8 protein-coding genes and 2 tRNA genes are annotated in these 13,558 nt (G+C 66.4%); 8 read left to right on the forward strand and 2 right to left on the reverse strand.

Annotation, left to right across the window (positions count from 1 at the left end; genetic code table 11):
- Window positions 1-6 precede the first annotated feature (6 nt).
- The 4 genes from AC07WC_RS10040 to AC07WC_RS10055 all read left to right on the forward strand — a co-directional run bounded on the left by AC07WC_RS10040 (window position 7) and on the right by AC07WC_RS10055 (window position 5,655).
- The gene (locus tag AC07WC_RS10040; protein WP_495209866.1) at window positions 7-489 is read left to right on the forward strand and encodes a pilus assembly PilX family protein; all 483 of its coding nucleotides are present in this window, start codon (window positions 7-9) and stop codon (window positions 487-489) included.
- Window positions 486-5,069 (forward strand): pilus assembly protein, encoded by a 4,584-nt coding sequence (locus tag AC07WC_RS10045; RefSeq protein ID WP_495209867.1) that lies wholly within the window; start codon window positions 486-488, stop codon window positions 5,067-5,069. Before AC07WC_RS10040 ends, AC07WC_RS10045 begins: the two co-directional genes overlap by 4 nt.
- Window positions 5,069-5,509, forward strand: a complete 441-nt coding sequence (locus tag AC07WC_RS10050; protein ID WP_495209868.1) for a type IV pilin protein — start codon at window positions 5,069-5,071, stop codon at window positions 5,507-5,509. The genes AC07WC_RS10045 and AC07WC_RS10050 overlap by 1 nt, the downstream gene beginning before the upstream one ends.
- 69 nt (window positions 5,510-5,578) lie before the next feature.
- A tRNA-Asn gene (locus tag AC07WC_RS10055) sits at window positions 5,579-5,655 on the forward strand.
- A gap of 75 nt (window positions 5,656-5,730) precedes the next feature.
- Here the strand turns inward: AC07WC_RS10055 and AC07WC_RS10060 are convergent.
- Window positions 5,731-6,258, reverse strand: a complete 528-nt coding sequence (locus tag AC07WC_RS10060) for a GspH/FimT family pseudopilin (protein WP_495209869.1) — start codon at window positions 6,256-6,258, stop codon at window positions 5,731-5,733.
- 159 nt (window positions 6,259-6,417) lie between these two features.
- On the opposite strand from AC07WC_RS10060, the gene uvrB reads away from it, so the two are divergent.
- From uvrB to AC07WC_RS10075, 3 genes are all read left to right on the forward strand, one after another.
- Complete coding sequence (gene uvrB, locus AC07WC_RS10065; RefSeq protein ID WP_495209870.1) at window positions 6,418-8,448, forward strand: excinuclease ABC subunit UvrB; 2,031 nt, start codon at window positions 6,418-6,420, stop codon at window positions 8,446-8,448.
- Window positions 8,449-8,555: 107 nt separating this feature from the next.
- Window positions 8,556-8,630: transfer RNA gene (locus AC07WC_RS10070), tRNA-Val, on the forward strand.
- Window positions 8,631-8,832: 202 nt separating this feature from the next.
- A complete protein-coding gene (locus tag AC07WC_RS10075; protein ID WP_495209871.1) occupies window positions 8,833-9,312 on the forward strand; it encodes a hypothetical protein in 480 nt (159 codons plus the stop codon).
- Here the strand turns inward: AC07WC_RS10075 and AC07WC_RS10080 are convergent.
- Entirely contained in the window at window positions 9,255-10,850 is a 1,596-nt protein-coding gene (locus tag AC07WC_RS10080; protein ID WP_495209872.1) for an MASE1 domain-containing protein, read from the reverse strand. The genes AC07WC_RS10075 and AC07WC_RS10080 overlap by 58 nt on opposite strands.
- Window positions 10,851-11,283: 433 nt before the next feature.
- Between AC07WC_RS10080 and AC07WC_RS10085 the strand changes: the two genes are divergently transcribed.
- Window positions 11,284-13,557 (forward strand): DNA internalization-related competence protein ComEC/Rec2, encoded by a 2,274-nt coding sequence (locus AC07WC_RS10085; RefSeq protein ID WP_495209873.1) that lies wholly within the window; start codon window positions 11,284-11,286, stop codon window positions 13,555-13,557.
- Window position 13,558 lies beyond the last annotated feature (1 nt).

Consider the following 13,558-nt stretch of genomic DNA (forward strand, 5'->3'; position numbering starts at 1 on the left):
GTCCCCATGGCATCGCGTCCAAAACCCTTTGCCGCACCGCGCCGCCAGAACGGTGCCGTGCTGTATGTCGCCCTGATCATCCTGATCCTGCTGGCCCTGCTCGGCGTGGCCGGCATGCAGGTCACTGGCATGCAGGAGCGCATGGCCGCCAATTACCTGCGGACCAACCTGGCTTTCCAGAATGCCGAGGCCGATGCGCGCTTGCTGGAGAACACGATCGATGCCGATCTGTCCAAAGGCGGAACCTACGCGGCACAGCAGGAGGAGTGCAGCCCGATCTTCGATCCCCTGACCTGGGCCGATGGCACCACGTTGGCCAAGGCCAGTTACACGCGGCGCCTGGACAAGTGCTTCGCCGCGTCCAGTGCGCGCGTGGGCGAGCGGCAGAACGAAGAGACCGGCAACATCTACCAGATCACTGCACTGGCCAGTGACGAACCGACCCATCCTTCGGCCAGTGCGGTCGTCGACACGATCTATATCCCATGACCTCTGATCGCTTCCATTTCAGCAAGCGCACCGTCAACTGGCTGCGCATTGGTTTCCTTGTCATCGCGGTGGGCTTCCTGCTCAGCCGCGTGCTGCCACTGCGCGCGGCGCTGGGCGACTACGACATCGCCCAGGAGCCGCTCTATACCAAACAGAGCCAGCCGCCGCTGATGATGATGGTGATGTCGCGCGACGAGCAGCTGTTCAACAAGGCCTACAGCGACTACAGCGATCTGGACGACGACAAGATCATCGATACGACGTACCAGGACAAGTTCCCGTACGCCGGCTACTTCGATTCGAATCTCTGCTACAGCTACAGCGCTGGCGTGTTCAAGGCCGCCAATGCCGCCACCGGCACCAACAAGCACAGCTGCGGTGGCACGGCCTGGTCGGGCAACTTCCTCAACTGGGTCACGATGAGCCGGCTGGATGTGATGCGCTACGTGCTCTACGGCGGGCAGCGCTCCACCGACGATGCCACCAAGACCGTCCTGGAGCGCGCGCAGATCCCGAACGACCTGCACGCCTGGGTGAAGGTCTACACCGGTACCGACATCAACAGCTTCACGCCGCTGACCAGCAGCGCGTCATTCTGCAACGCCAGCATCAGCGCCGGCGGGGCGCCGCTGATGCGCGTTGCGTCCGGCGTCTGGTCGGAATGGGCCTCCACGGCGCTGTACCAGTGCGGACGGAATCGCTCCGGCGATGGCGGTTCGGATACGCCGAAGAGCACCTCCGATTACACCGTTCGCGTGGAAGTCTGCGACCCTGCCAATGGCGCGCATCGCGAGAGCTTCTGCCGCAAGTACAACGACGGCACCACCGATCATTACAAGCCCAGCGGCCTGCTGCAGAGCTATGGCGAGAGCGGTCGGCTGCGCTTCGGCCTGGTGACGGGTACCTATTCCAGCCCCCGTGATGGCGGCGTGCTGCGCAGGAATATCGGCAAGATCGCCGGCAACGGCAGCAAGCTGTGCGACGCCGGCGACGAGATCAACCTGGCCACCGGCCAGCTCTGCCTGGCCAAGGACAGTGGCGCGGAGGGCATCATCAACACGATCTCCAACTTCCGCATCGATCAGTGGAACTGGAACAACAACTGGAACGACTGCAACGACTACAGCATCCTCAATCGCCAGGGATTCTCCGGTCGCGGCCATCTCCAGGATCCGGGCAGCGCCGGCGACGGTGCCAAGAACTGCAGCGCCTGGGGTAACCCGCTGGCGGAGATGTATGCCGAAGCCCTCCGTTACGTTGGTGCAGGGTCCAAGGTCTACGGGGATACCGGCGATCTGTCGGGACTGCCGACCGGCATCGACTGGAAGGACCCGTACCGCAGCCCGGCACAGGGCGGCAACTCGTACTGCGCGACCTGCAACATCCTGGTGATGTCCTCCGGCCTGCCGTCATTCGACAGCGACAACATCGGCTCGGTGCCGCACCTGGCCTCGGCCGCCTCGGCCACCGATGCCCTGGGGGCTGCCGAAGGCCTGCATGGCAAAAGCTTCATGGCCGGGCGGGTGGGCGAGACGCCGCGCTATGCATCGATCAACACCCATGAAGACATCTGCCAGGCGTTGACGGTCAACAACCTCAGCCTGGTGCGCGGCATCTGCCCGGACATCCCCTCCACCGAAGGCAGCTATCTGATCGCGGGCCTGGCCAAGGCGGCCGCGGAGACCGATCTTCGCCCCGGCCTGGCCGACAAGCCGGCCGACTACAAGGTGACCGCAACCACCTACACAGTGGCCATGGCGGAAAATCTGCCCAAGTTCGACATCAGCGTGGCCGGCGGCACGATTTCGCTGTCGCCGCTGTGCCAGGCCAACAACACCGGCAGCGCGGGCTTCAACAGCTCGGGCTGGCGCAGCTGCTTCCTGGGTTCGGTGGGGATCGGCACCAAGCAGTCCACCGTGGCTCCCAATCATGTCTATGGTCGTCCGTACCGGGCCGATGGCAAGTCCGGCAGCTTCTCGCTGGTGTGGGAGGACTCGCTGTGGGGCAACGACCACGACAATGACGTGGTCACGATGCTGAGCTACTGCGTGGGCGCTGCCTGTGGCGACAAGGCCGGCGTTGCCGACATGTGCTGGCGGTCGTTGAACCGCACGGAGTGCACCAATGGTCTGTTGAGCTCGACCATCGGCGAAGACGAGGTGCTGGTGCGCCTGGAAAACCTGTCGGCCTACGCAGGCAACGCGATGCTGACCGGTTACACCATCGTCGGCTCGAACGCGGCCACCAACGTGCAGCGCCTGCTGCTGCGTCCCGGCGACAGCAACGGTTCGGTAATCAGCACCTCGGAGAATCCGCCGGCCAACTGGACCGCGCCTTCCGTGGTCCGTTACAAGCTCAGCGGTGCCCAGGCCAGCCAGCTGGAGAGCCCGCTGTGGTATGCCGCCAAGTACGGCGTGCCCAACGGCAAGTGGGACACCAAGGTGCCCGGCACGCCGGACAACTACTTCCTGGCGCGCAATCCGGCCAAGCTCAAGGCCGCCCTGGAAGCGATCTTCGCAAGCGCGGCCGAGGGGGATGCACCGGTGGCGGGCGGCGGTTCCGGTGCCCGCATCAGCAACGGCTCGTTCACGGTTTCGGCCAGCTACAAAGTGCAATCGGGGACCAACGACTGGGTCGGTGACGTGGTGGCCAGCAAGGTCACCGACACGGGCACCGATGGCGCTGAACTGTGGCGCGCGTCGACCAAGATGAGCTCGAGCGGACGCACCATCGTGATGGCAACGTCGCCGACCACGGTCAATGGGAGCGGCGCGCTGGTGCCGGTGGCGGCCGCGCCGTTCGAGGCGAACAACATTCCCGGCGGCGATCGCACGGCGCAGCTGGCCAACATGGGCTTCAGCAGTTCCATTCCGAACTGGTTCGGTTCGCACACCGTGGCCGACCTGGTGAACTACCTGAAAGGCTCGGCGATCAGCGGTTTCCGCCCGCGCGGCTCGATCCTGGGCGACATCGTCAATTCCACCACCGAGATCGTCTCCACGGCCGACAATTACGGTTATGGCAGCTGGGGTTCCACGCCGGCATGGAAGGCAACGCTGGGGTCGCGGTACAGGGCCTACATGACCGCGAAGAAGAGCCGCAGCACCATGCTCTACGTCGGTGCGAACGACGGCATGCTGCACGCCTTCGATGCCTCCACCGGCACCACGGCCGGCAACGAAGTCTTCGCCTTCATCCCCTCGGCAGCGCTGCAGCACATGGCCGAGCTGGCCAATCCGGATTATTCGCACCGGTACTACGTGGATGGCGCGCTGACCTCGTCGGACGTCTATTACGGCGATGCCTGGCATACCGTGCTGGTCGGCTCCACCGGCGCCGGCGGCGCTACCCGCGCGCCGAACGCCGAGGCGGTCGGCGACGGCGCGATGTTTGGCCTGAACATCAGCAACCCCGGCGCGTTCACCAAGGATGACGTGCTGTGGGAGGTGTCGGGCAAGACCGATTCGGACATGGGCTTCGCGCTGGGCAAGCCGGTGATCGTGCCGGTCTCGGGCAGCGCAGCCGACAGTGCGCCGCGCTTCGTGGCGATCTTCGGCAACGGCGTCAACGCTTCCAGCGGCAAGCCGGTCCTGTTCGTGGTCGACATCCAGACCGGGGAAGTCCTCAATCGACTGGCACCCAGTGGCGGCAGCTATGCGCTGCGCAACGGCCTGATCAACCTCGCACCGGTGGCGGCCTACAACAACAACGGGATCGCGGACACCGTCTATGGCGGTGACATGCAGGGCAACCTGTGGAAATTCGACCTCCGCGATCCGGACCCGAGCAAGTGGGTGGTCGCCTATGGCGGCGCCCCGCTGTTCACCGCGAACCGCAACGGCGTCGCGCAGCCGATCATGGGCGGGCTGGAGGTCTCCAAGGCGGCCGGCCGCGGCTACAACATCGTCTTCGGAACCGGCCAGTACTTCACCAATGACGACAACGCGGTCAGTGCGACCTCGCCGGTGCAGTCGCTGTACGGCATCTGGGACAACATGACCGGCGTGATCGGTGGGCGCGGTGACCTGGTGGCACAGCAGATCACCGAGCGCGCGGCGAAGGGTGGCTATTCGCTGCGCAATGTCAGCGGCAATGCCGTCAATTACGTGAGCAAGCGTGGCTGGTACACCGATCTGATCGTGGGCAACGTGGTGGCCGGCGAGCGTTTCGTGGGCTACCCGACCATCCAGGACCGGAAGGTGGTGTTCACCAGCTATGAGCCCGGCCAGGCGGTCTGCGGCGGTGGCGGCGGCACCAACTGGATGTACTCGCTCGATCTGCTGACCGGTGGCGGATCGATGACCGGCCTCAGTCTGGAGATCGGCGGTGATTCGCTGTGCACGGGCGACTGTGGCGGCGTCGCGTTGACCAAGGGGGGAGCGACCAGCAGTGGTCCCCCGGTGAAGGACAGCAACATCTTCGTGCCCAAGCTGACCCCGTGCGATCCGACCAAGTCCAGCTGCACCGTGGATGACTTGATCAAGGCCAACCAGTGCACCTTCGTGCTGCGCGCGCCCGGTGCCGATCCGCTGTACATGCCGCGCCCCTGCGGACGCCAGTCCTGGCGGCAGGTGCGCTGATGACCCTCCTGACGAGAATTCCGATGCGCACCCCGTTCCGCCGCCGAAGTGCCGGTTTTACCCTGATCGAACTGATGATCACGGTGGCCGTGGTCGCCATCCTGGCGACCGTGGCCCTGCCGGCCTACCAGGACTCCGTGCGCAAGTCGCGGCGCGCCCAGGCCAAGGCCGATCTGGTGGAGCTGGCCCAGAACCTGGAGCGCTACCACACGATCCAGAACACCTATGTCGGCGCAACGCTGGTCTTCGCGCAGTCACCGCGCGAAGGCACCGCGCAATACCGGCTGGCCTTCGACAAGGACCCGACCGCCAACACCTTCGGCATCCAGGCGACCCCGGTCGACGGCGGAAGCCAGGCCAAGGACAAGTGCGGCACGCTGTCGCTGGACCACGCCGGGCGCAAGACGCCGACTGAAACGACCGTCTCCGGTTGCTGGTAAGGCCGCTGCACATCGGCCGTGCCGGAGTGCTTGCATCGCACGCCTGTTGCTGGCTAGAATGCGCACCCCGCCCGAATAGCTCAGCCGGTTAGAGCACTTGACTGTTAATCAGGGGGTCGTTGGTTCGAGTCCAACTTCGGGCGCCAGATCTGCAGAAGCCGCGAGCAATCGCGGCTTTTTGCTTTTTCGACGCGGTGCGGCCCCGGTTCCCGGGGGGCGATTCAGCACGCCGTGTGCCGGCGTGGACGCTCGCTGCGGACGCGTCCCGGGAGGCTGATCACGACTTTGCCTTGAACCGCGCCATCCAGGCAGAAGATGATGGATTGATTGCTGCCATTCAGCCGCCCATCCGGGCGGAACTGGACGGTGGGTTTGGACTGGCTCCCCCGGGCGCTGAGCCGTGAGCGTGGTTGCTGCTGCACCAGCAGCGGGCCCTGCGGCGGAACCTGACCCGGCGATGGCGTGGCAGGGTAGAGCATCCAGCCGCGGCTCCAGTCCCGGCCACACTGGATACCGTCGTCGGTCGGGCAGACCGCGATCGGTCGCCGCTGGCTGATGGCCGTGTTGCGCGCCGTGGCCAGGGTCGAGGCCAGCTGCATGCGCAGGCTGTCTGCCTGCAGGCGGTCGCGGGTCTGCCGCATGGCGGGCAGGGCCATGCCGGCGAGGATCGCCAGGACCGCCATCGCGATCAGCGCCTGGGTCAGCGTTACGCCGGCGCACGGGGCGCGGCAGGGCAGGGGGTTGGTCACGGTGCACGGAGGCGTTCAGGCGTGTGGGCAAAGACCACTCTGGCCGCCGGAAGCCCCTGCCGCTGCCGGTTCATGCCGCGTTTTGCTGTCGGTAATTCCATCAACCGGCCGTCACCAAGCCGGCCGTTATACTGAAGGCTTCCCGGCAGTGGCGGCACCATGAGCGATCGTTTCCAACTTGTATCCCCGTATTCGCCGGCGGGCGACCAGCCGGCGGCCATCGAGAAACTGACTGCCAATTTCGAGGCGGGCATCGCCAAGCAGACGCTGCTCGGGGTCACCGGTTCCGGCAAGACCTATACGATCGCCAACGTGATCCAGCAGGTGCAGAAGCCGACCCTGGTGATGGCGCCGAACAAGACCCTGGCGGCGCAGCTGTACGGTGAGTTCAAGTCGTTCTTCCCTCACAACGCGGTCGAGTACTTCGTCAGCTACTACGATTATTACCAGCCCGAGGCCTATGTGCCGTCGTCGGACACCTTCATCGAGAAGGACAGTTCGATCAACGAGCATATCGAGCAGATGCGGCTGGCCGCGACCAAGACGCTGCTGTCGCGCCCGGATGCGATCGTGGTGGCGACGGTGTCGGCGATCTATGGCCTCGGCGCGCCCGAGGACTATCTGTCGATGCGCCTGATCCTCTCCACCGGCGAGCGGATCGACCAGCGCGACCTGATCAAGCACCTGACCCAGCTGCAGTACACCCGCAACGAATTCGAGCTGCACCGCGGTACCTTCCGCGTGCGTGGCGAAGTGGTCGATGTGTTCCCCGCCGAATCAGACAGCGAAGCGGTGCGCATCGAACTGTTCGAAGGCGAGGTCGAGCAGATCAGCATGTTCGATCCGCTGACCGGCGAGAGCCTGCGCAGGATGATGCGCTACACGATCTACCCCAAGACCCACTACGCCACCACGCGCGAGCGCGTGCTGTCGGCGGTGGACACGATCAAGGCGGAGCTGAAGGTCCGGCTGGAGCAACTGTACGAGCAGAACAAGCTGGTCGAAGCGCAGCGCCTGGCACAGCGCACCCAGTTCGATCTGGAGATGATGGCCGAGGTGGGGTACTGCAACGGCATCGAGAACTACTCGCGGCATCTCACCGGCAAGAACGCCGGCGATCCGCCGCCGACACTGTTCGATTACCTGCCGCCCGACGCACTGCTGGTCATCGACGAATCGCACGTCACCATTCCGCAGATCGGCGCGATGTTCAAAGGCGACCGTTCGCGCAAGGAGACGCTGGTCGAGTTCGGCTTCCGCCTGCCGTCGGCGCTGGACAACCGTCCGCTGCGTTTCGAAGAGTGGGAAGAGCGCTGCCCACGCAGCATCTATGTCTCGGCCACGCCGGGTCCGTACGAGCTGCGCGAAACGGAAGGCGAGATCACCGAGCTGGTGGTGCGCCCGACCGGCCTGATCGATCCGGTGGTGGAGATCCGTCCGGTCGGCACCCAGGTCGATGACCTGATGAGCGAGGTCAACGAGCGCATCAAGCTGGGCGACCGAGTGCTGGTCACCACGCTGACCAAGCGCATGGCCGAGAACCTCACCGAGTACCTGACCGAGCACGGCATCCGCGTGCGCTACCTGCACTCGGATATCGATACCGTCGAGCGCGTGGAGATCATCCGCGACCTGCGCCTGGGCAAGTTCGATGTACTGGTGGGCATCAACCTGCTGCGCGAGGGACTGGACATGCCCGAGGTCTCCCTGGTGGCGATCCTCGATGCCGACAAGGAAGGCTTCCTGCGCTCGACCGGTTCGCTGATCCAGACCATCGGCCGCGCTGCGCGCAACCTGCGGGGCAAGGCGATCCTGTATGCGGACAAGATGACACGCTCGATGCAGGCGGCGATCGACGAGACCGACCGCCGCCGTTCCAAGCAGGTCGAGTACAACGAACTGCATGGCATCGTGCCCAAGTCGGTGTTGCGCCCGATCACCGATGTGCTCGAGGGCGCGCGTTCGGAAGCGGCCGAGAAGGAGGTGCGCGGCAAAGGGAAGGGCAAGGGCAAGGGCGGGCGCGTGGCCGAAGAGGCGACCGACTACCGCACCATGGATCCGGCCCAGATCGCCAAGCGCCTGCAGGCGCTGGAGCAGCAGATGTACCAGCACGCGCGCGATCTGGAGTTCGAAGATGCCGCCCGTGTACGCGACCAGATCCGCCAGTTGAAGGAGGCCAGCCTGGGCTGAACAACACATCGTGAAATATCTTCACAAAAGTATTGCGCTTTCCGGGGGGCGTCCGTAATATACGCGGCCTGCACCGACGCATTCGCAGCGGGGCAGGGAAGCAAAACGGGCGGTTAGCTCAGCGGTAGAGCACTACCTTGACATGGTAGGGGTCACAGGTTCGAACCCTGTACCGCCCACCACTTCAGTACCTGGGAAACCACGGGAACAGGTGGAGCAAGACGAAGCCGGCCACTGGGCCGGCTTTTTCGTTTTCGCGACGCCGTGGATTCTCCGGCGCCTCCACACCGTCCGCGCGCGTTGCCTGAATGCCATGTGGTAGCGTCTCGGGGCCGGTTGGCCAGACCTGCGGCTGGCCGGAACCGGTCCTGTGACCTAATCCCAATGGAAGGAGGCAAGATGGCAACGACGCATCGTCTTACGGTTTTGGCATTCGCGGCGGCGGTTTTCGCGCCGGCGATCCTGGCAGCCCCATCGGCACAGGCAGCCGCCTGTTGTGTCAGTGAGCCGCATGGAAGCTACATCGCAGCGAAGGGGCTGGGGGAGTCCGCGCCGCTGGCGCTGGATGTCAGCGAGGCCGCCAGCTGGCACGCATTCGAGTTCAAGCGGGACGGGATCTGGTACATCCAGGTCAATGACCGCAATGACCAGGTGCGCGCGATCATCGGCAACATCGACACGGTGTTCTGGACGCTGCCGGGCGGCGTGGATGCCGACCGTGTCTCGCTGCCGGGCCGGACGCTGGACATTCCGGCGGGCGCCGTCCGGGACGTGGTGTACCGCAAGCCGGGGCTGTGGCTGGTGGCTTACAGCACGGCGCGTGGCGTGATCTGGTCGATCGAAAGCCCGGACGGTACGCGGTAAGCCTGCCGGGGTTCGAGCAGCACCAAGCGGAGACGGTTACGGCGGCAACGTGGGTTGCCGCCGTAAGCCAGCGCCCGCCCACCCAGCACCTCCTTCGCACGCGCCATTGTTTCCGCGGCCACGGTGCGTTCCGGGTCGAGCAGGGCCACCGAGATGATGATGCCCTGCGCGTTGCCGCGGCGACCGCAGTGAGCATGCACACGCAGGTATCCGGATTCGTGTTTGAGCATCAGTGCGACCGCATCGAGCAGGCTGCGGTAGGCCGCCAATTGCAGGCCAAGGCTGAGCTGGCAGGGATCGCCGCTGAACCGCGGGCGCGCCACGCGATCCGTCGATTCCCAGGCACTGGCGACACCGCTCAACTGCAGCGCGGTATACAGCCCGGAGTATTCGATTTCGCTCGGGTAGACCCTGCTGATCTGCTCGCGGAACAGGCGCGACTGCGAGGCGCCACGGCGGAGCATATCCGTCGCCGAGGCAAGGTGGCCCCGCGCCTTGAGAAGATCGGCCGCCATCTGGAACGAACGATCGATATCCTCGCCGATGGTCTTCATGCGCAGCGCACGTTCCTTCCGGTCTTCCTCGCTCGCGAGGTGGGCGGTCCGGACGAGGGCGGCGGCCTGCCGGCCCAGCCGGTCATGCACATTGAACCTGTGGTAGTGGCGGGAGATGGTCGAGCCAAGCAGCAGCAGCGCGGTACCGGTGACCGCCAGCACCTGTTGCGCCAGGAAGGCAATCGGGTCGAACGACCCCGGCAGGCCGGAGCTGTCCATGGTCATGCCGATGGTGAGATTCAGTCCGGCCACGCTGATGGCGGCGCCGCGCCATCCATACATGCAGGTCAGTGCCGCGGCCGGCAGCAGCATGGCGATGCGCAGGGTGCTCTTGGCCAGCAGATCGTCGCCGGGCAGCTGCATCGCGTACCACCCGAGCACGCCGATTACCATCGATGTCGCCGCGGCCATGATCCACCCACCGGTGGTGGTGCGGGAGGCATGCTGGTGCTGTTTCCAGAGCAGTGCGACCGGCGCGAAAATCAGGATGCCGAGGTAGTCGCCGATGATGAACTTGGCCACGCCCATCCAGGAGATGGCGTCGTGCAGCGAGGGCATCAGCAGATATGCGAGGCCCTGGTTGAGGGCCGTCACGGACACCGCCGCCAGTGCGGCAATGGAGAGCAGCCAGGCAGGCGTGTCGGTGGCCATCCTGCGGCGATGCAGATGCACGATCAAGGCGACCGTCGGCATCAGCGATCCGGAAGCAAGGACAACCCAGGGAAGTCCATACTGATCGATCAGATGAAAGCGCGCCTGCGCGAAAAACGCGTACTCCCCCGCGATCAGGTAGGGCCACAGGCGCGGCGGGCACAGCAACAGCGCCGACACGCGGATTCCTGCGGGGAGGTACAGCTGATCCACCGACAGTTGCCGTGTCGCCCAGAAGGCCAACGCGTAAACCAGTGCCAGCAGCACGCCACTGGAAGAGATGCGCAGATTGAGGTGAAACTCCTTTTTCAACCATTCCAGCTGCACGTACACCCCCTTATCCTTGTGGTGACCAAGGGCCTGAACATCACACCCAGCGCAGCTTGGACACTATCGGCGAATGCGCCTGCGTGCAATGGCGCAGCGGTCGGGGCGGTTTCTGCCGGGATTCTCCAGGTTCTGTGGACGACGGAGTTTTAATTGAACTGCGTCACAGATTGTCTGACGTCGTCGGTCACCACGGTCGCCGCGCGTGGATCTCCCCATGATGGCCTGATGGATCGCTGCGGCACCTCCTGATGGTGGTTGCCCGGCGGCAAGGGCAGGCTTGGGTTTTCCCGGTCCGATGGTCATGTCATTGGCACTGCACAGTCTGGCCGTCTCCAGGCGAATGCCGCCCCCGATGTTCGGCAAGGCCTGTACGCTCGGTGTTCTGATCGGCGCGAGCGTGACCGTTTTCACGTCGTCCCTTCCATCACGCCACGGGATGTGGGCCGCGCTCATCACGGGTCTGGCGACCTGGCTGCTGCCCAGCCGTCTGCGCTGCCTGGGCGCTGCCCTCGTTGGCTTCGGCTGGGCCGCCCTGCACGGCCATGCCGGCCTTGCACAGCAGTTGCCGCCCGGCAGTGCACCGGTGGACCACGCCTTGCACGGGCGGGTGATCAGCCTCCCCGACCACGGTCCCGGTGGAACCCGTTTCCGCTTCCGGGTCGACGATGACCCTGCCATGCCCGCCGCGTTGCAGGGCCGTGAGCTGGCGCTGGGTTGGCATGACCGGTTCCGGGGCGGGACCGACGATCGCCGCCGCGTGCTTCGGGCGGGCGAACGCTGGTCGCTCAGCGTGCGGGTGCGGCCGCCACGTGGCCTGGTGAACCCCGGCGGGTTCGACGCGGAGGGCTATGCACTGCGGCAGCGGGTGGCTGGCAGCGGGTACGTACGGGAACCTGCGCAGGCGCATCCACTCGCCGCGCCGACCGGATTGCCTGCGTGGCGCGAGCGGATGGCCGATGCGATCGCCAGAGCGGTCCCGGGCGACGGTCGCCGCTTTGTCCAGGCGCTGGCGCTGGGCGATACGCGTGGCCTCAGCCAGGCCGACTGGGACGACCTGCGCGCGTTGGGGGTGACCCACCTGGTGGCGATCTCCGGCTTCCATGTCGGCGTGGTGGCGGGTGTCGCCGCGCTGCTGGCGGGCGCGCTATGGCGCTGCATGCCGACACTCGGCCTGTACCTGCCGCGTCCGATGGGGGCCGCGGCGGCGGCGGTCGCGGGCGCGGGACTTTACGCGGCAGCGGCCGGCTTCGCGCTGCCGACGGTGCGCACCGTGCTGATGATCGCGGTGGTGGCCGCCGCACGCTGCAGCCGGCGGCGGGCGACCGTGGCCCAGTCGCTGTCGCTGGCGGCGCTGGCGATGCTGTTGTTCGACCCGCTCGCGATCCTGGCCGCTGGCTTCTGGCTGAGTTTTGCCGGGGTGCTGTGGCTGATCTGGTGCCTGCCGGGGCGTCAGGAAAGCTGGCTGCGGGGCTTCCTGGGTGCCCAGGGCGTGGCCATCGTGGCCCTGCTGCCGCTGACCGTGGCGCTGTTCGGGCAGGCCTCGCGTGCCGGGCCGCTGGTGAATCTGGTCGCCATTCCCTGGTGGACGATGGTGGTGGTGCCGCTGGCGCTGCTCGGTACCGCGCTGGAAGTGCTGATCGAGGGGGCGGGGCGCTGGCCCTGGCAGCTGGCGGCGTGGTGCTTCGACGCGAGCTGGTGGCTGTTCGGGTACGCAGCGCGCAGCGAGCTGTCGCTGTGGTGGCTGCCGCAGGCCAACCGCTGGGCGCTGGTCGCGGCGGTGTCCGGGGTGTTCTGGCTGCTGCTGCCACGTGGCAGCGGCGGTCGGCTGCCCGCCCTGCTGCTGTGCCTGCCGCTGTTGTGGCCGGCGCGCCATGGGCCCCGGCACGGCGAGGTGGAGCTGCTGGTGATGGATGTGGGGCAGGGCCTGGCGGTGGCGGTGCGCACCCGCCGGCACGCGCTGCTCTACGACACCGGGCCGGGGAGCGACGATGGCTACGATGCCGGCGAACGGATCGTGGTGCCTACGCTGCGTGCGCTGGGGCAGGGCCGGCTGGACCGGATCATGATCAGTCACGACCACCGCGACCACACCGGCGGTCTGCCTGGCGTGCGCCGCAGCTTTCCCGGCGCGGCGCTGCAGGCGCCACAGGGTGCCCTTCGCGGCCGCGCCTCGGCCTGCCACGCCGGTCAATCCTGGCAGTGGGACGGGGTGACGTTCCGGGTGCTGCATCCACCGCGCGGTGAACCCCGTTCGATCAACGACAGCAGCTGCGTGCTGCGTCTGGAAACCGGGCAGGGGGCGATCCTGCTGGCCGGCGACATCGAGAAGGGCAGCGAAGCGTTGCTGCTCCAGCAGGCCGGCGCGCTGTTGGCGGCCGCGGCGGTGGTGGTGCCGCACCATGGCAGCGCCAGCTCCTCCACCCCGGCCTGGGTGGACGCCGTCGCGCCGCGCCTGGCGATTGTCTCGGCCGGCCACCGCAATCGCTTCGGCCATCCGCGTGCCGAGGTGGTGGCGCGTTGGCAGGCGGTGGGCGCCGAGGTGCTCAACACGGCCGAGAGCGGCGCGGTGCGTGTCTGGCTCGGGCGTGAAGGCCTGCAGGTGCGTGAACAACGGGTTTTCGAGCGACGTTGGTGGGATGCCGCGGAGCGGAGCCGGTCGGCTGCTATCCTATCGGCGATCAAACAGGCGGCCGCTGGGCCGGAGGATTGAA

The sequence above is a fragment of the Stenotrophomonas sp. GW821-FHT01H02A genome, from assembly GCF_059422145.1.

Excerpts from the sequence above, each read along its gene's own strand:
- AC07WC_RS10075 (WP_495209871.1), top strand. The coding sequence starts at position 8,833 with ATGGAAGGAGGCAAGATGGCAACGACGCATCGTCTTACGGTTTTGGCA.
- AC07WC_RS10085 (WP_495209873.1), top strand. The coding sequence starts at position 11,284 with ATGTGGGCCGCGCTCATCACGGGTCTGGCGACCTGGCTGCTGCCCAGC.
- AC07WC_RS10050 (WP_495209868.1), top strand. The coding sequence starts at position 5,069 with ATGACCCTCCTGACGAGAATTCCGATGCGCACCCCGTTCCGCCGCCGA.
- AC07WC_RS10040 (WP_495209866.1), top strand. The coding sequence starts at position 7 with ATGGCATCGCGTCCAAAACCCTTTGCCGCACCGCGCCGCCAGAACGGT.
- uvrB (WP_495209870.1), top strand. The coding sequence starts at position 6,418 with ATGAGCGATCGTTTCCAACTTGTATCCCCGTATTCGCCGGCGGGCGAC.
- AC07WC_RS10045 (WP_495209867.1), top strand. The coding sequence starts at position 486 with ATGACCTCTGATCGCTTCCATTTCAGCAAGCGCACCGTCAACTGGCTG.